The sequence below is a fragment of the Stenotrophomonas sp. 01N47 genome, from assembly GCF_056399165.1.
On sequence record NZ_JBFTQU010000005.1, the window covers coordinates 433597 to 452911 of the forward strand.

The following is a 19315-nucleotide window of genomic DNA, read 5'->3' on the forward strand; positions in this document are numbered from 1 at the left end:
TGTCATCGGCGCTGCCGACACTCCCGGACTTTCCTCCCTTGAAGGTCCGGTTTCGATGCGAACGATTGCGCGCTTTCCCCGTATCTCGCTGCTTGCCCTGCTGATTGCTCCCGCACTGGATGCCCTGGCTGAAGCACCGCAGGGCGATGTGGCCGATACGCGAAGCGCCGACGCGCGGACCCTGGACCAGGTGCAGGTGATCGGCCAGGCCACCAGTTATGCCAAGACCTCGGTGCGCCAGGAAACGTTGAACCGGCAGACCGTGTTGAGCAGCGTCAATGGCGCGCTCAACGAAGTGCCCGGCGTGGTCGTCAGCGAAGCCGATGCCACCGGTTCCTCGGTGTGGGGCACGCAGATCAGCATGCGCGGCTTTGTCACCAACCGCGACACCCAGCAGATCGGCACCACCATCGATGGCCTGCCCAATGGTGGTTCCGGTTATGGCGGCGGCTCGCTGGCCAACCGCTACATCGACACGCTCGACCTGGAAACGGTGGAAGTGAGCCAGGGTACGGCCGATATCTCCTCGCGCTCGAACGAAGCACTCGGTGGCACCCTGAACTTCCTCACCAGCGACCCACTGCAGGAACAGCGACTGCGCATGGTGGTGGGTGCCGGTGACAATGAAGCGCGCAAGTACTACGTGCGCTACGACACCGGCCTGCTTGCAGGACACACCCGCGCGTGGATCAGCGCATCGTCGGCGCGCGTGCACGACTGGATCGATGGCACCGGCCACACCAGCAACGACAACATCGCCGGCAAGTTCATCACCGAGCTGGACCGCTGGACCCTGACCGGCTACCTGTCCTACAACGATGCCGACGAGCCGGAGTACACCAGCGTTTCGCCGAAGGGGTTCGCCACCAACCCCGACCGCGACGGCCTGGTCGGCACCCTGACCGGCATTCCGTATCTGGACCAGAACTACCGCTCCGGTTCGCGCGCACTGCGCGAGAACACGTTCGGCTACCTGCGCGCGGCCTTCGACGGCGGCAACGGTTTCAAGGCCTCGATGGCCGCCTACGGGCACCGCATGCAGGGCCGCGGTGACTGGCTGCCGCCGTACCTGGCCGACGTCAACGACGACGGTCCTGGTCGCCCGCAGTCGGAGTACCTCGGCGGCAGGACGGTGTACGGTGGCAGCAACCGCGGCCAGATCTACTTCGTGAACCCCGACGGCAGTTCCGCCCAGCGCCTGGCCAGCTGCACGCCGCGACTCGGCTTCAGCGCCGAGTACGACCCCAACTGCTACGCCGGCAACGTGCAGGGCGCGCAGTCCTACCGCCACTCCCACTACGACAACGATCGCGTGGGCGTGACCGCCGACGTCGAATGGCGGCAGACCTTCGGCGCCATCGACAACACCGTACGCGGCGGGCTGTGGGTAGAGAAGCTCGACCGTTCCGTGCGCCGCGACTGGCACCGCCTGCTCAACGTCGGCCAGGACATCGCCTTCGACCACCAGCCCTACTGGGTGCAGTTCGAGGACAAGTACAAGGTCGATGAGCAGATGTACTACGTCGAGGACGTGGCCCGCTTCGGCCCGTTCAGCGCGCGCCTGGGCGTAAAGCAGTTCTTCGTCGACCAGTCCCGCCGCCGCGTGATCGGCGCCGCCGAGAATGTGAAGTCCGACTCGAAGTCCGATCCGCTGCTGTCCACCGGCTTCACCTGGGCCCCGGGTGTGGAGGGCATGGAACTGTTCGCCGGCTACTCGCAGAACTTCGCCGCGATCCCGTCCGGCGTGCTGGGTGAAACCGATCCGCAGCGCTTCCGCAACGTCGAACCGGAGACCGCCGACAACATCGAACTGGGCATGCGCATCAGCCGCTGGCCGCTGACCGCCTCGGTCACTCTGTACAACATCAAGTTCGACAACCGCATCGTCTATCTGCCGGCCGGCCTGGTCAGCGGCATCGACTACCTCGGCGAGACCGATGGCGTCTACGAGAACTTCGGCGGCGTGGAGAGCAACGGCCTGGAAGCGGCCTTCGGCTACGGCTGGGACAATGGCTGGCGCATCAATGCGGCCTACACCTACAACCGTTCCAAGTACCTGGGCAGCGGCAACGACGCGCGCGACACGCAGCTGGGCATCGTCGATGGCGCCAAGGTGATCGGCCAGCCGGAGCAGATCCTGGTGGTGTCGGCCGACTGGCAGGGCGAGAACTGGAACTTCGGCCTGTCCGGTCGCTACCTGGGCGAACGCTACCTGGATGCGGCCAACGTCAACAGGCTGCCCTCGGCCACCGTGTTCAACGCCAACATCGGCTTCGACCTGCAGGGCCTGTCGCCGCGCCTGAAGGGCATGGGCGCCAACCTGGTGGTGAGCAACCTGACCGACAAGCGTTATCTTGCAGGGGTGGACGGCCGCGACAACGCCTTCATCGGCGCCCCGCGCACCGTCGGCATCTCCTTCCGCGTGGACTTGTGAGTGTGACCCTGTGACTGATACCGGCCGACGCCGACTGTTGCAGGCCGGCGTCGCCGCCGGCCTTTCGCCGCTGCTGCCCAGCATCGCCCGGGCAGCAGCGATCGCCCCTGCTTCGCGCACGCGCAGCCTGCAGGACTTGCAGCACATCGTGGTGTTCATGCAGGAGAACCGCTCGTTCGACCACTACTTCGGCACGTTGCCAGGCGTGCGTGGCTTCGGTGACCGTTTCGTTGCCCCGGCATCGCCGCTGCCCGGTGGCGACCGCCCGCGCAGCCTGTGGCTGCAGCCCGACGCCAGCGGACAACGCGCCATCGCCCCCTTCCCGTTGGATACCGCTGCGCACTTCGGCTACATGCGGGTGGAAGGCACGCCCCACACCTGGCCTGATGCACTGCAGGCGTGGGACCACGGGCGCATGGCGCACTGGCCCAAGGCCAAGCAGAACCACTCGATGGGCTACTTCCAGCGCAGCGACATGCCGTTCCAGTTCGCCCTGGCCGATGCGTTCACGCTGTGCGATGCCTACCACTGCGCGATGCAGGCCGGCACCAACCCGAACCGCGTGTTCCTGTGGACCGGCCACAACGACGCCCAGGGCCAGGCAGGCGGCCCGGTGATCGCCAATTCGCACGACAATTTCCCCGAGCTGGGCGGCCATCCCGACTCGTACCGCTGGGCCAGCTATGTCGAGCGGCTGCAGCAGGCTGGCGTGTCCTGGCAGATCTACCAGGACATGGCCGACAACTTCACCGACAACCCGCTTGCCGGGTTCGAGACCTTCCGCCAGGCGTACCGCGGCGACCCGGGGCATGACCCGGAGCTGCGCGCGCGCGGCGTCAGTACCCGTGGCCTGGCACAGCTGCGCGAGGACGCGATCAGCGGCCGCCTGCCGCAGGTCAGTTTCATCATCGCCGACGCAGCCGGCAGCGAGCACCCCGGTCCGTCCAGCCCCGCGCAGGGCGCCGCCTATACCGCGCGCCTGCTGGATGCATTGACCGCCGATCCAGAGGTGTGGAGCCGTACCGCCCTGCTGCTGATGTTCGATGAGAACGATGGCTTCTTCGACCATGTGCCGCCACCGGCACCGCCCTCCCCGCTTGGTGCCGGCTGGGCCGGTGCGTCGGGGGTCAGCACCGAGGGCGAATACCACCACCACCCGGCACCGGGCGACGAGAAATACGATGCCGCCGAGCTGCGTGGGCGCCCCTATGGGCTTGGCCCGCGCGTACCGTTGTATGTGATTTCACCGTGGAGCCGCGGCGGCTGGGTCGACTCGCAGGTGTACGACCACACGTCGGTGCTGCGTCTGATCGAGCGCCGCTTCGGCGTGGCCGCGCCGGACATCTCGCCGTGGCGGCGTGCGGTCTGCGGTGATCTGAGCAACGCCTTCGACTTCGCCCAGCGCGACACCCGCCCCTTCGCCAAGGCGCTGCCCGATGTCACCGCTGTCGCCGCGCGCGCCGCCGCCCTGCCCGGCCGTACCGTGCCCGCGTTGCCCGATGGCCTGCATCCGGCCCGCCAGGAGCCAGGCGTACGTCCTGCACGGGCACTGCCCTATCGGCCGCACGTGCAGGCCACATCGGTGGATGGTGCTGGTCTCACCCTGCAGCTGGCCAGCGATGGCGCCGCGGCCGTGCTGCATGTCTACGACCGCCTGCGCCTGGACGCCGTTCCGCGCCGCTACACCGTGGTACCGGGTGCCCCGCTGCAGGATCGCTGGCCGCTGGATGCGCAGGGTCGTTACGATCTCTGGCTGCTGGGACCGAATGGATTCCATCGCCATTATCGCGGCGATGGCACGCTCGCGCCGCTGCACGCGCACGTGGAGCGCGCGGACGGCCAGATGCGCCTGACACTGCGCAATTCATCCCCTTCAGCGCGGAAGGTCCAGGTGCAGGCCGGCGCCTACGCCGGCCACATGCCCACCCGCGAACTGCAGCTGGTGGCCGGCGCGGAAACCGTACTGGCCTGGGATCCCGCACCAACCGCAGGCTGGTACGACCTGATCGTGCGCTCGCAGGGCGTCGAGCAACGCCTCGCCGGACGTGCCGAAGACGGCCGGCCTGGCACCAGCGACCCTGCCATGGGCAGCGAACCGCTGCGCTTCGATCACGGCTGAAAGTGATTCTGTGGAGCCGGGCGCGTGCTCGGCTCCACAGGGTGGAACATCCCGCTCAGGCCTCCTGCAACCCCGGCCGGCCGTGCTCCACGGCATAGCGCTTCCAGCTCTGCAGCGCGCCGTTCGGCTGCATGACCGTATCGAGCGTCTTCATGTCACCGATCCAGGCATCACGGGTGACGTCGCACAGCACATAACCACGCTTGTCCGTCGTCGCCTTCAGGTGCGGACTGTGCCGCAGCTGGTTCTCTGCATAGGCATCCACGCCCTGCCCGTCCGCACCCGACGTGATCGAGGTGGCCAGGAACTCACTGGAAATAACCCCGGAATCGGCGTTGTCCTGCACCAGGTCGCTGGCATAGTGGCGGTGCGCATCGCCACAGGCGGTTACCACGTTGCCGAAGCCCACCTTCTGGATGTGATCGAGCAGGCGGCGGCGGCTGGATAGATAACCGGACCACTGGTCGTCGGAGGCCTGCACCACGCCGTCCTTCTCGCGCAGGTAGTTGCCCAGCGAAACCTGGTGGGCGATGGTGTGCCAGCGCGGCGCGGCATCGGCCAGGCCATCGAACAGCCATTGCTCCTGCTTCGCGCCCACAATGCTGCGCTCGGAAGATTCCACCTGTCCGAGCTGCGCCATGTCCACCTGCTTGCTGCGGTACTGGCGGGTATCGAGCAGGTGCAGGTCCAGCAACGTGCCGTAGCGCGCGCGACGGAACATCTGCATATGACCATCGCGCGGGAACGACGAAGCGCGCAACGGCATGTTTTCGTAATACGCCTGGAACGCCTGTGCGCGGCGCAGCAGGAACAGCTCGCTGGGCGTACCGTCCTGGTCTTCGGCACCCGCCCAGTTGTTGTCCACTTCATGGTCGTCGAACGTCACGAACCACGGTGACGCAGCGTGCGCCGCCTGCAGGTCCGTATCGGTCTTGTACTGCGCGTAGCGGCGGCGATAGTCGTCGAGCGTATAGGTCTGTGGGCCAACGTGGTTGCGCAGGTTGGTGAACGGCTGACCGTTCATCTTCCGCATGCCGGGCTGGCTTTCACCCTCATAGATGTAGTCGCCGTAATGGAACACGAAATCGAGTGGTTCCTCGGCAATGTGCCGCCAGGCCGTGTAGTGCCCTTCCTCGAAATGCTGGCATCCGGCCACCGCGAAGCGCACGCGCTTGATCGGCGCGTTCGCCGCAGGCAGGGTGTGGGTGCGTCCGATCGCACTGGCATGGCCTCCCACGGTGAAGCGGTACCAGTACGGCCGCCCAGGCAAGAGGCCGTCCAGTTCCACGTGCAGCGCATGGCCCAGTTCGGGGTGGGCCAGCGAGGTACCCTGTCGCACCACGGTGCGCATGCCCTCGTCATCAGCCACCTGCCATCCCACCACCATCGGCCGGGTGGGCATGCCGCCACCGAACACCAGGGGCTCGGTGGCCAGCCGCGTCCACAGCACCATGCCGTCGGCCGACGGATCACCCGACGCCACGCCGAGGGTGAACGGCGTACTGGCAAAGCGCGGCGAGGCCAACAGATTGCGTGGATTCAGTGCTGCCGCATCGCTCTGCGCAGCCAGCGCGCGGGCAGTGCCGGCCCACGCACCCAACGCGGAAAGTCCCGACAGGGCAAGGAAGCGCCTGCGATTGATCGTATCCAAGACGGCCGCCCTCAGTTGTAGATGATGTGGAAGTAGAAGAAGCGACCGTAGTCGTCGATCTCGGTGCGGAAGCGTCCGTTCGGACCGGTGCTGTAGGTGGGCTGGGTATTGAACAGGTTCTTCGCCTCGTACTTCAGCGTCACGTGCTTGCTGACCTTGTGGCTGAAGGCCAGGTTGAAGGTCATGTACGGGTCGTAGTACGAGTCCAGCCACTGGGTATCGCCGAAGTCGACCAGCATGCGGCTGCGGTAGGTACCGGACACGCGCAGCTGCGAGCTCTTCCACGGCATGCGCCAGATCACCGAGCCGTTCACCGACCAGTCCGGCTGGTACAGCAGGCGGTCCAGGCGGCGCTCGCTGCCGTCGCTGATGCGGTAGTTGGTCTGCCCGTCCAGGCGGGTGGCATTGAGGTACATGTCGAAGCGGTGGCGGCCCCACTGCAGGTTGCGGTTGGCTACCGCGAACTCGACACCGCGCAGCGTCGACTCATCGGTGTTCATCGGCTGGGTGATCCGGTAGCGGATGTCGCCGACGTTCTCGAACGTGGTCAGGGGGTAGATGTCGTCCTTGATGACCTTGTCGAACAACGCCACCGAGACCAGGCCGTTGTTGCCGTTGAAGTACAGGTCCCAGGCAAGATCGAGGTTGGTCGAGCGGCGCGGCTGCAGCGAGGCATTGCCCTGCTTGATGGTGCAGAAGCCTCCGCCCAGCTCGTCGTCGCCGCAGCTGGTGCTGGTGGCCTGGGCGATGTTGCTGGGCGTCGGCCGGCCCAGCGTGCGGCTGGCGGAGAACCTCAGGCGCTGGTCTTCGCTCAGCTTGAAGGTGGCGTTCAGCGACGGCAGCAGGTTGCTGTAGCCGCCACTGCTCTTGCGGAATGCCGATGTGTAGGTGGTGCCACCATCCTCACTGAACGGGCTGAACGCATCGAAGGTGGTGTGGTCGTAGCGCAGGCCGCCGATCAGCAGCAGCCGGTCCCAGGCGTAATGCGCCGACACGTAGGCGTTGGCAATGTCTTCCACGTACTTGTAATCGCTGGTGAAGTCGGCATTCGGGTACGCCGCATCGTTGTTGCCCAGCTTCGGGTACAGCTCGTCATGCCACTTGCGGTTGTCGATCAACGGGAAACCGGGAACGCTGCCAAGCAGGGTCGAACCCGGGTACAGATAGTCATTCAAGGTCGCGCTGGTCTTGTAGTAATCGAAATCGATGTCCTGCCAGATCTTCAGGTGGCGATACTCGGCACCGGCAGCCAGACCGAAACCGCGTGCATCGGCATCGATGTTGTAGCTGAAGTCGGCGCGCAGGTTGTCGATGCTTTCCTTGGCGTCGCGCGGCGAGATATAGGCCTGCGCCGGATTGAGCTTGAAGGCCGAGTTGGTCAGCAGGCTGGAATCGGAAACACCCACGGCGTTCGGAAAACCATGGCTGTCGTTGGCATAGTCAACGAACAGGTTGCTCGGGTAGGCGCGCACGCCCCAGTAGACCTGGTTGTTGTGGAAGGTCTCTTCGGTGTGGCCGGCACGCAGGGTCAGCCGCGAGAGGTGACCGATATCCCAGTTGAAACTGGCGATCGCGCCGCGGTTGCTGCGGTCCCAGCGGTCGTGGCGGTTCTTGATGTAGATGCTGTTGATCTGTGTGGTGCCGCCGTCCTCGCTCTGGTTGCGTATCGGGAACTTGGCGTTGCCATACAGATCGGTCTTGTTCATCGTCGAGTTCTCGTAGAACCGGTACGAGTACAGCAGCAGCGAGGCATAGAACGGGTCGTCCGATGGCTTCCATTCCAGCTTGGCCGAGCCACCGAAGTTGGTGATGTAGTTGGTGTAGGTGCCGGTGCTGAAGTTGCCCGGCGCGCGCAGGCCGTTCCAGCCTTTCGCCTCGTCGGGGCCGGTGGTTCCATCGGTGAGGTACTTGCCGGCATCGTTGTAGTAGTAGTTCGATTCCACCCAGCGCTTGACGCTGTTTCGCGAGCGCTGTTCATAGCGCGCGACCGCGACGATGCCGAACTGATCATCGCCGCCGAACTGATTGGAGAACACCGCTTTGGCGCTCTTGCCGAAGTGGCCCAGGGTCTTGTGGTCGCCCCCCGCGCTGCGCCCCACATTGGTCTCGGCCGTGGAATGGATGCCGGCCACGTCGGCGAACACGTACTTGCCGGAGCGGTCAAAGGCGCTGCGGCTGATGATGTCGATCACACCACCGATGGCATCCGGTGCCTGCTCGGCGCTGAAGCTCTTGTAGATGTCGGTGCGGGTGCCGATGTCGCTGGGAATCAGCTGCAGGTTGTTCATGCGCTCGCCGGAGCCACTGCCGCCCACGCTTGCGATCGCGATGCCGTCGATGGTCGTGTAGTTGAGATTGGCCTGCACGCCGCGCACGGTCACATAGCGTGGTTCGCCCGCATCTTCCACCGCACTCAGGCCGGGCGCGGCCATCAGGCTCTCGGCCAGCGTCTCATCGCCGTAGCTGTCCATCTCATCGTAGATCACCGAATCCTTGATCACCGGCGAGGTTCTCTTCTGATCGATCACCTCATGGGCGGCGATTACCTTGATCGTTCCCAGGGTCGGAGCGACCACGGCTTGCGGCTGCTGCGGTGCCGGTGCGGCCGGCCCGGTTTCGCGCTGTGCCGGTGCCGCATCGATGGCGATCACGTTGCCGTCCAGCACCGTGTAGCGCAGGCCGGTGCCGGCCAGCAGCGTGTCCAGCGCCTGCTTGACGGTGGCCCCCCGCGGTACCGCGCCCGCCATGGGTGCATTGCCCGCGCCGGCATACAGGAACTGCACGCCGGAGCTGCGTGACAGCTGCTCCAGTGCCTGGCTCAAAGGCTGCGCGGCGATCGCTGCAGTGACCTTGGTCTCAAGCCCGTTGGACGACGCCGCCTGCGCATGTGCGCCCAGGCAGGGAGACAAGGCCAGTACCACCGACAGATAGAGCTTCTTGCGCATCACGGTTCCTTGCAGGAGAGAGGACTGCTGCTACCGCGTCGGCATTCGACAGCGGCTTCTCCCAAGTAAGAGCCGGCATCGGCGGAAGTGGAGAACGCCGATTCGATGAATTTTTTCTGACAGCCCATCGCCGAACCGGGATCAGCGGCTGGAGACCCATACCGTGTCCTGTTCGCGGCGGATGACGAAGCGTGCGTCCCGCTGCAGGAATGCCTGCAGCGCGGCGACCCGATGCGCTTCCAGGCTGCCTGACAGGCGCGCCGCCCGCGCCGCGTCGTCGGTCAGCCGCACCTGTATCTGGTTGTGGCGGTTGAACGCTGCCGCCACCTCGTCCAGCCGCTCATCGCGGAACGACACCCGGCGCTGTTGCCAGTCCAGCAGCATCGACACCGGTATTTCCAATGGCTGCACCGCATGGCTGCGGTGATCGACCTGGACCACCTTCCCGGCAGGCAACTGCGCCAGCCGTCGTTGCCCGCTGCCGGCGGTCCAGACCTCCACTTCGCCCGACACCACACCGATGCGCGTGCTCTGCAAACGGCGCGACACATCGAACACGGTGCCGATGTCGCGGATCTGCAGATCGCCGACCTGCACCTCGAACGGCCGGCGATCCGCTGCGATATCAAACGTGGCCTCGCCGCTCAGCAGTTCAACCCGACGGCTGAACCAGCCGATGTTCACCCGCAGACGGCTGTCTGCGTTCAGGCGCACCTGCGTCCGGTCAGCCAGCACCACCTCACGCAGTTGCCCGTGGCCGGCGATCAGCATCTGTTCGCGAGGCATCAGCCACGGCACCAGTCCGGCCACCAGCAACAGGCAGCAGGCCACCGCAGCCACCCGCCTCCAGAGTGGTCGGCGTGATCGCGATGCAACCACGGCGCGCGGCACGGGCACCGGTACGGCAAACAACGGCACGACTTTCGCCGTTGCCGGCAGCTCCGGCAGCGCGGCCCTGTCCCCCTGCTCCTGTCCGTACGCCACCATCACCGCGCCTACCTGCCGGTGCACGTGCAGTACATGCAGGTACGCGCGTATGTGCTCGGGAGAGCGCTTCATCCATGCCATGAACTCGATGCGCTGAGCGGCGCTCAGGTCACCCTCGCGGTTGCACAGGAACCAGTGCGCGGCCTGCTCGGCCACCTCGTCATCCATCGCTGCAGGCTCCTGCCGGTTCATCCATCCTTCCCGGCGCCGAGCGCCTTCCTGCAGGCATCCAGTCCCTTGCCGATGTGCTTGCGCACCATGTGCACCGACACATCCAGCTGTGCCCCCACCTGCCGGCAATCCAGCCCATCGCGATAGTGCAGCTCCATCACCCGCCGCGTCGTCGGCGGCAGTTGCGCGATGGCGCCGCGGATTCCGCTCCAGCGCTGCGCCCGCTCGAAATCAGCTTCGATGTCCTCCTCGCTGCGGAGCACCTCGGCCAGCAGGTCGACGTCCTCGATCTGCGGCAGGCCGGAGCGCGAGCGTGCCTGTTCACGCGCCAGGTTGGCCGCCACCGCGAACAGATAGGCTTCGGGGTTCTCGATCGCCTGGGCATCTTCGCCGGTACTGCGCAGCAGCCGCAGGTAGACCTCCTGGGCCAGGTCCTCGGCATCGGCAGCCTGTGAACCACGCCGAAGGAAGAAGCCACGCAGCAGGCGGCGCCGCAAGGCGTAGCTCTTCTCCCAGATCCTGACGCTGTTCACAACCGACCAACCACCCCGAGGCTGGAAAACCCAGCAGGGTGCACACCAACGATGACATCCGCATTGCAGCGCCGCATGGCCAAGCGAAGGTTCGCGCAGACCCAATCGTCGCCCGTCTACCCGCCAGCCGATACGGCGCCTACGCTTGTCTCCTCGGCAGCCACCACGGCCGCCCCCGCGCCACGGACCTGCCGGCGCGACTCCGCTCCAGAGCTGTCGCCCTGCCGGCGGTGCCGTGCAGGTGCAGAACCGGCGCTCTCTGGAGACGCAGCATGAACCAGGCACACTTCCCTCTCGACGCCGATCCGCAGGAAACCCGCGAATGGCGCGAGTCCCTGCAGGCGGTGATCGAGGCCGGCGGCCGCCCCCGCGCGCACTATCTGCTGGACCAGCTCGATGCACTCGATGTGCAGCAGCATGGCGACCTGCACACCCGCGCGTGGACCGCCTACACCAACACCATCCCGCTCGAACGCCAGCCCGCGTACCCGGGTGACCTGGCAATCGAGCGGCGGTTGAACGCGATGATCCGCTGGAACGCCATGGTGATGGTGCTGCGTGCCGGCAGGCATTCCAATGTCGGCGGCCACATCGCCACCTACCAATCCGCAGCAGTCATGTATGACGTGGGCTTCGATCACTTCTTCCGTGGACGGACCGAAACCTTCGACGGCGACATGATCTACATCCAGGGTCATTCGGCCCCGGGCATCTACGGCCGGGCGTACGTGGAAGGCCGCTTCAGTGCCGAGCAGATGGACAACTTCCGCCGCGAAGCCGGACGCGAGGGCCTGTCCTCGTATCCGCACCCGCGGCTGATGCCAGGGTTCTGGCAGTTTCCCACCGTGTCGATGGGCCTGGGCCCGCTGACGGCGGCCTATCAGGCCCGCTACATGCGCTACCTGGAATACCGGGGGCTGAAGCAGCACCAGGGTCGCAAGGTCTGGGCCTTCCTCGGTGATGGCGAAATGGACCAGCCCGAATCGCTGGCGGCCATTTCGCTGGCTGGGCGCGAGCGCCTGGACAACCTGGTGTTCGTGGTCAACTGCAACCTGCAACGTCTGGACGGACCGGTGCGTGGCAACGCCAAGGTGATCCAGGAACTGGAAGGCACCTTCCGCGCCGCCGGCTGGAACGTGATCAAGGTGATCTGGGGCAGCGGTTGGGACGAGCTGCTGGCACGCGATCACAGCGGGCTGCTGCGCCAGCGCATGATGGAGTGCGTGGATGGTGACTACCAGACCTTCAAGTCGCAGAGCGGCGCCTACGTGCGCGAGCACTTCTTCGGGCGCTACCCGGAACTGCTGGCGCTGGTGGCGGACATGAGCGACGACGAGATTTGGGCACTGGCACGCGGCGGCCACGATCCGCAGAAGGTATTCGCCGCCTACCAGCAGGCGGTGAACACCAGCGGTCGCCCGAGCGTGGTGCTGGCCAAGACGGTGAAGGGCTTCGGCATGGGCGAGGCCGGCGAAGGCCAGAACATCAACCACCAGCTGAAGAAGATGAGCGCCGACGCGGTGCGTGCGTTCCGTGACCGCTTCGACCTGCCGGTCAGCGACGGGCAGCTGGAAGAGATGCCCTACCTGCGCCCGCAACCGGGCAGCGCCGAGGCGCTCTACTTCGCGCAGCGTCGCCAGGCGCAGGGCGGCCAGCTGCCGGCACGGCTGACCCAGGTCGATCCGTTGCCGCTGCCGTCGCTGTCCACGTTCAACGGGCAGTTGCAGGGCAGCGGTGATCGTGGCCAATCCACCACCATGGGCTTCGTACGCATCCTCACCACCCTGCTCAAGGATCCCGAACTGGGCAGGCTGGTGATCCCGATCGTGCCCGATGAATCGCGTACCTTCGGCATGGAAGGGCTGTTCCGCCAGATCGGCATCCATTCCTTCCTGGGCCAGCTGTACACCCCGCAGGACGCCGGCCAGCTGAGCTATTACAAGGAGTCCAAGGACGGCCAGATCCTGCAGGAAGGCATCAACGAATCCGGCGCAATCTGTTCGTGGATCGCCGCCGGTACCGCGTACGCCAACCACGATCTGGCCACGATTCCGTTCTACATCTTCTATTCGATGTTCGGCCTGCAGCGCGTCGGCGACCTGGCCTGGGCCGCGGCCGACGCGCGCACCCGTGGCTTCCTGCTTGGCGCCACCTCGGGCCGCACCACGCTGATGGGCGAAGGCCTGCAGCACGACGATGGCCACAGCCACGTGCTGTCCTCGGTGATTCCAAGCTGCGTGTCCTACGACCCGACCTACAACTTCGAACTGGCAGTGATCATCCACGACGGCCTGCGCCGCATGTATGTGGACCAGGAAGACATCTACTACTACATCACCCTGCTCAACGAGAACTACCCGCACCCGGCCCTGCCTGACGGCGCCGAAGCCGGCATCCCGAAGGGGCTCTATCTGCTGCGTCCCGCTGCTGCCGACAGCACGGCACAGCCTCGCGTGCAGCTGATGGGCAGTGGCTCGATCCTGCGCGAGGTGCTGGCCGCCGCCGATCTGCTGCAGCAGGACTTCGCCATCGCAAGCGATGTCTGGAGTGCCACCAGCCTGACCGAACTGCGCCGTGATGGCCTGGCTGCCGAGCGCTGGAACCTGCTGCATCCGGCCGACGAGCCGCGCGTTCCCTACGTGCAGCAGTGCCTGCAGGACCATGCCGGCCCGGTGGTGGTGGCGACCGATTACATGAAGATCGTCGGCGACCAGATCCGCCCCTTCATCAACGACCGGCGATTCATCGCACTCGGCACCGATGGCTTTGGCCGCTCGGATACTCGCGAATCGCTGCGCACGTTCTTCGAAGTCGATCGCCACTTCATCGTACTGGCGGCACTGAAGGCACTGGCCGACGACGGGCATGTGGAACGGGGCCTGCTGCAGCAGGCGATCGACCGGTACGGCATCGACACCGGCAAGCGCGATCCCGCCGCGGCATGACAGAACAGCAACAGCACCCGCAGAGCACGCTTCTGCGGGTGCCGTTGCATCACATCACTACGGCAGCCGCTTGAACAGGTTGGTCTGCAGGATCGGCGTGCCGTCATGGCCGAAGAAGGCCTTGGTTTCGGTCATCGTTGAACGATCGGCGGCCACCGTGTACACGCGGGTGGACGCCGGCGCGCCATGATCGACCAGCTGCATCACCAGCGTGTTCGGCGCCGGCAGTTTCAGCGTTGCCTGGTTGGCGCCGTAGCTGCCGGTCAGCGCCGCAGGCGTACCGTCCAGCGCCAGCGTACCGTCGGATTTCATGGTCTTGCCGTCATGCAGGACGATATCCACGTGCGAGCTCCACCTGCCCGCACCGGCATCCTTGAATTCCAGCACGACCTGCTGCGGCCGCTGTGCCTCAGGGAGTGCGGAAGTGGCGATCTCCAGCGACCAGCGGCCGAGCAGGGGCGAAGGCAGAGCGTCGGCTGCCTGCGCCGTCGATGCCTGCAGCGAAAGAAGGGACAGCAGCACAGCAGAAAACAGCTTCATGTGAGTCTCCTGTCGATTGAAGAACCGTCTGCGCAACGTGCACGATGGCCACACTACCCGGACTCTGCAGCCACCGGGGCAGGCGCGTAACGAACTGCATCACAGTCCGGCAGTCCGATCCGGGGCCAGGCCCCACGGGGTGAGCATTCATCGAGGTGATCCCGCCGCGCTCAGCCGTTCCATCCCAGCCCGCGCGGCTCGTTGCTGAAGCCTGCGGCCCGCAGCGCGTCCACCAGCGCGCCGCGATGCACCGGCACATCATTGATCCGTTCCAGGGTGAAGGACAGGCGCCGCCCCCGGCGCAATGCCACGGCCAGGGCCTGTGCAGCGGCAACCAGAGTGTTGGCCGCATCCTCTGCCCCGCCCTCGATCCAGCTGGACAGTTGCCGCCCGCCCTGCGCCAGGTACAGCAGCAACCGGCCGTTGCCGATCACCACCATCGCACCGGAACGCCGCAGCGGACGTGCACCGGCCACCGGCTGCGGCCACGGCAGCAGGCTGCCGAAGGGATTGGCCGGATCCAGCGCTGACAGCGCGACGACCGACAGCTCACGCGGCACACGCTCGGACAGCTCGCGCAGATGGTCGATGGTGCCGCGCTCTGCAAACTGTGCTCCGCCCAGCCCCGCCACGAAGCGGCCGCGCAGGACCTGCCCGGCATCTTCCATGCCTCGATAGACAGGCTGCAGTGCAGGGAACCCACCGGTTACCGCTTCGGTCATTGCCGCCGCCCGTGTCACCACCCGGTAGCGATCAAGCAGGCCTTCGCCCAGCGCCAGCGCGCGCACGGTGTCGTTGCTGCGCTCGCGGGGCAGCAACGACCATCGCCCCGCCAGGGTCGGCCCGCTGGCAATGGCCGGGTCCAGCGCCGTGGCCCGCGCGTCCAGCGTCGGCATGAAGCGGAAACCCCGCGTGCGCCGCGAGGCCGACGCAACGCGCGCCCGCTGCTGGCGCACACCGGCCAGGGCTCGCAACGGCGACCACAGGTCGCTGCTCACTTCGCCCCTCCAGGCCAGCTGCCATAGCGCCAGCTGGAAGTCCTCGGCCGCCGCCGCACTACCGGCCAGGCGTGACTGCACCTGCGTGGCCAGCTGCCGCGCGAAGTAGGCGCCTCCATCGGCCAGGACCTGCACGATGGCGTCCTGCATCGGTGTACGTAGCGCCGGATCCGCTTCCGGCAGCAGCGGCAACGTTTCGGCGGCATGTTCCTGCAGGTGCAGCGACACCAGGCCGTCGTCGTCACCCAGCCGCCCGTGCCCGGCCCACAGCACCCTGCCGGTGGCCAGCAGCTCATCAAGCAGGGCCGGTGCGTAGTCGCGCACCCGGGCCGGCAGGACCTGGTGTTCCCACACCGAAACCGGCAGCGGCAACCCCGCCAGCTGCTCGACCACACGGGCAACGCCGTCGCTGCCCTCAAGCATGGCCGCTACGGCACCATTGCGGGCACGCCCGGCGCCGCCTTCCAGCAACACCCCCTGCCCCTCCAGCAGCAGGCGCACATAGGCTGCCGGTGGCACCGGCCGGGTGGCTTCACGTGCGGCCTGCAGCGAACGCAGGCGCAGACGCTGCAACACATCTTCGCTGACCCATTCGTGCACTACATCCGGCGACGGATGCCCCCCCTCATTTCCCTGCTGTCGCCGCGCTGCGCCGAAATTGCCACGCAGCACCCGCCCCTGCTCCTGCAGCCTTTCCAGCGCGCCGTCGACCACCGCCACACCCAGCCCGAACCGCGTGGCCAGCGCCCTGCTGGTGAAGGGCGCATGCGTACGTGCGTGGCGGGCCAGCAGATCGCCGAGGGGATCGGGCATGCCTGCAAGAAACACTTCGGGCAGCCCGCCCGGCAGCGCCGTACCCAACGCATCGCGCACACGTGCGGCGTCCTCCACGGCGACCCACTGCGTGTGGCCGGCAATTGAAGCCGGGATGGCGCGCTGCTGCGCCTGCAGCGCTGCCAGGTGCACTTCCACGCATTCCGGATCGGACAGTCGCAGCGCCAGGTCCAATGCAGCCAACGGCCCAAGCTCGCGCAGCAGGTCGGACACGCCTTCCATGCCATGGGCCCTGCGCGCAGGTTCCAGCCGCTGCAGTTCACGTTCAACCTGATCGACCACCCCTGCATCCAGCAGTTCGCCCAGGTCTACCTGGCCCAGCAGCTCGGCGAGCAGGCCACTGTCCAGTGACAGCACCGAGGCGCGGCGCTCGGCCAGCGGCACGTCCGCCTCGTACATGAACTCGGCGACATAGCCGAACAGCAGATTGGCCGCGAACGGCGAAGGCACCTCGGTCGCGACGTCCAGCAACTGCACCTGGCCGCGTTGAACGCGTTGCATCAGCGCGTCCAGCGCATCCAGGTCGTAGACATCCTGCAGGCACTCGCGGGCGGTCTCGATCAGGATCGGGAACTCCGCATGGGCCTGCGCGATTTCCAGCAACTGGCCGGCGCGCAGGCGCTGCTGCCACAGCGGCGATCGACGCCCCGGCGTGCGACGCGGCAACAGCAGTGCGCGCGAGGCACACTCGCGGAAGCGCGCCGCGAACAGTGCCGAATGACCGACCGCCGCGGTGATCGTGCGGCGCAACCGTTCCGGTTCGAACACGAACATGTCCGCCCCCGGAACGCGCCCGGTACTGTCGGGAATCCGCGCGATGATGCCATCGTCGCTGGCGACCACGGCCGGGTCGATGCCCCAGCGTTCGCGCAATCGTGCTGCCACCGCCAATGCCCACGGATCATGCACGCGGCGGCCATACGGCGAATGCAGCATCACCCGCCAGTCGCCCAGCTCGTCGCGGCAACGTTCCACCACCAGGCGCAGATCGGTGGGCAGCACGCCCGTGGCCTGCCGCTGCTCGGCGATCAGGCCGAGCATGTTGCTGATCGCGTTGGCGTCCAGGCCACTAGCCTGCAGGCGTGCGTGCAGCGCCTTCGAAGGGGTGTCACCGCCATCGATGTCAGCCTCGATCACGGCGAGAAACGCGCCGATGGCCTGTCCCAGTTCGGCAGGGCGGCCGACACCTTCGCCACGCCAGAACGGCAGGCGCGCCGAACGTCCGGGTGCGGGCGTCACCACCACCTGATCGTGGGTGATCTGGTCGATCCGCCATGAGGTCGCGCCCAGCGTGATCACATCATTCACCCGCGACTCGTGGACCATCTCCTCGTCCAGCTCACCGACGCGACGCGATCCGGCCCGCTCTTCTCCTTCAGGCAGCACCACGCTGTACATGCCACGGTCGGGAATGGTGCCGCCGCTGGTAACCGCCAGTTGCTTCGCACCAGGGCGAGCGCTGAGCTCACCGCTCTGCCGGTTCCATACCAGCCGCGGCCGGAAGCCGGCGAAATCCTCGGACGGATAGCGGCCGGAAAGCATGTCCAGGACGGCGTCGAAAGCACTGCGCGGGAGTGAGCGGTACGGCGCGGCTCGGCGTACCCGGGCATACCAGGCATCGGCCTGCCACGGCTCCATCGCCACCGCCGCCACCGTCTGCTGGGCCAGCACATCAAGCGGGTTGCGCGGCGGAGCGATGGCCTCGATGCGTCCGGCCAGCATGCTGTCCACCACCACGGCGGCATCGATCAGGTCGCGCCGCGTACGCGGATACACCAGACCGCGGGACATGCCGCCCACCTGGTGGCCGGCGCGACCAACGCGCTGCAGGGCGCTGGCCACCGACGGCGGCGCGGCCACCTGGATCACCAGGTCGACCAGCCCCATGTCGATCCCCAGCTCCAGGCTGGACGTGGCCACCACGCAGCGCAGTGCACCCGATTTCAGCGCCTGCTCGATCTCGCCGCGCTGCTCCTTGGAAACCGATCCGTGATGCGCGCGTGCAATCAGTGCCGGCGCAGCGGAGACCCGGTTGACCGTACCGCCGGTGAAAGAGCCATAGGCCAACCCGTTACCCGAATCGCCACGGATTGCGCCGTCTTCGCCACTGCGTCCGGCGTGCAGCTCGTTCAGGCGTGCGGTCAGCTTTTCGGCTACGCCACGCGAATTGGCAAAGACAATCGTCGAGCGATGGCGCAGCACGTTGTCGAGAATGCTTGCCTCCACGTGCGGCCAGATCGAGCCGATCCGCGCGCCGCCGTCGCGCTCCCCGGGCGTGCCCTGCGTAGCCAGGCTGGACATGTCTTCCACCGGCACTACGATGCGCATCTGCAGGTGCCGCGCCGAGCCGGGTTGGACCACGCTCACCGCGCGGTCGCCGCCCAGGAACGCCGCCACCTCGTCGACCGGCCGCACCGTGGCCGACAGGCCGATGCGCTGCGCCGGCTCGTGCAGCAGCGCATCCAGCCGTTCCAGGCTCAGCGCCAGATGCGAACCGCGTTTGCCACCGGCCACTGCATGGATTTCATCGAGAATGACGGTATGCACATCGCGCAGGATCTCGCGTGCCTGCGAGGTCAACATCAGGTACAGCGACTCGGGCGTAGTGATCAGGATGTCCGGCGGCCGCCGCACCAGGCCTGCACGTTCACTGCTGGAGGTATCGCCGGTACGCAATGCGACGGTCAGCTGCACCGCCGGCTCGCCGCGTCGGGCGCGCTCGTCGATGATGCCCTGCAGCGGCACCTGCAGGTTGCGCTGCACGTCGCTGCCCAGCGCCTTGATCGGGGACAGGTAAAGCACGCGGGTGCGCCGCACCGGCTTGGCCGACGGCGCTGCACGCGCTTGCCGATCACGCTCGGCGAACAGCTGGTCGATGGCATGCAGGAATGCGGCAAGTGTCTTGCCCGATCCGGTTGGCGCGATGACCAGGGTATGTTGACCGGCACCGATCGACGACCAGGCCTGATCCTGCACCGGCGTGGAGGCGTCGAACGCGGCACGGAACCACGCCTGCGTCGCCGGACGGAAGCGCTGCAGCGGGTCCTGCGGGGAATCAGGCGGCGTCATGATGCGTCGATCATACCCAGCTGCGGCCCGTTGGCCGGACCTTCGCAGGCGCTGGCTGCATCAGGCAGCTGATCCGGGGTCGACAACAA

9 protein-coding genes are annotated in these 19315 nt (G+C 66.7%); 3 read left to right on the forward strand and 6 right to left on the reverse strand.

All coding sequences use genetic code 11. The features are described 5' to 3' along the window. The first annotated feature begins 55 nt into the window (after positions 1–55). Positions 56–2434, forward strand: a complete 2379-nt coding sequence (locus AC1DKR_RS11810) for a TonB-dependent receptor domain-containing protein (protein WP_312786424.1) — start codon at positions 56–58, stop codon at positions 2432–2434. A 10-nt stretch (positions 2435–2444) separates the two neighbouring features. Next, on the forward strand, positions 2445–4553 hold the full coding sequence (locus AC1DKR_RS11815) for a phosphocholine-specific phospholipase C (RefSeq protein WP_478032974.1): 2109 nt from the start codon (positions 2445–2447) through the stop codon (positions 4551–4553). Between the two features lie 55 nt (positions 4554–4608). Here the strand turns inward: AC1DKR_RS11815 and AC1DKR_RS11820 are convergent, their stop codons facing one another. The 4 genes from AC1DKR_RS11820 to AC1DKR_RS11835 form a co-directional block, all read right to left on the reverse strand. Further along, positions 4609–6204 (reverse strand): alkaline phosphatase D family protein, encoded by a 1596-nt coding sequence (locus AC1DKR_RS11820; protein ID WP_478032976.1) that lies wholly within the window; start codon positions 6202–6204, stop codon positions 4609–4611. 11 nt (positions 6205–6215) lie between these two features. Further along, positions 6216–9149 (reverse strand): TonB-dependent receptor, encoded by a 2934-nt coding sequence (locus tag AC1DKR_RS11825; protein ID WP_478032979.1) that lies wholly within the window; start codon positions 9147–9149, stop codon positions 6216–6218. Between the two features lie 141 nt (positions 9150–9290). Next, complete coding sequence (locus tag AC1DKR_RS11830; protein WP_478032981.1) at positions 9291–10328, reverse strand: FecR family protein; 1038 nt, start codon at positions 10326–10328, stop codon at positions 9291–9293. Then, positions 10325–10840, reverse strand: a complete 516-nt coding sequence (locus AC1DKR_RS11835) for an RNA polymerase sigma factor (RefSeq protein WP_025878928.1) — start codon at positions 10838–10840, stop codon at positions 10325–10327. Before AC1DKR_RS11835 ends, AC1DKR_RS11830 begins: the two co-directional genes overlap by 4 nt. 272 nt (positions 10841–11112) lie before the next feature. Here AC1DKR_RS11835 and aceE point away from each other — a divergent pair, with 272 nt between their 5' ends. Beyond that, positions 11113–13785 (forward strand): pyruvate dehydrogenase (acetyl-transferring), homodimeric type, encoded by a 2673-nt coding sequence (gene aceE, locus AC1DKR_RS11840; protein WP_478032985.1) that lies wholly within the window; start codon positions 11113–11115, stop codon positions 13783–13785. Between the two features lie 57 nt (positions 13786–13842). Here aceE and AC1DKR_RS11845 read toward each other — a convergent pair whose 3' ends face one another. Together AC1DKR_RS11845 and AC1DKR_RS11850 are read right to left on the reverse strand one after the other, a co-directional pair. Continuing rightward, positions 13843–14325 (reverse strand): LuxR family transcriptional regulator, encoded by a 483-nt coding sequence (locus tag AC1DKR_RS11845; protein ID WP_099842256.1) that lies wholly within the window; start codon positions 14323–14325, stop codon positions 13843–13845. Positions 14326–14495: 170 nt separating this feature from the next. After that, a complete protein-coding gene (locus AC1DKR_RS11850; protein WP_478032989.1) occupies positions 14496–19226 on the reverse strand; it encodes an ATP-dependent helicase in 4731 nt (1576 codons plus the stop codon). Positions 19227–19315 lie beyond the last annotated feature (89 nt).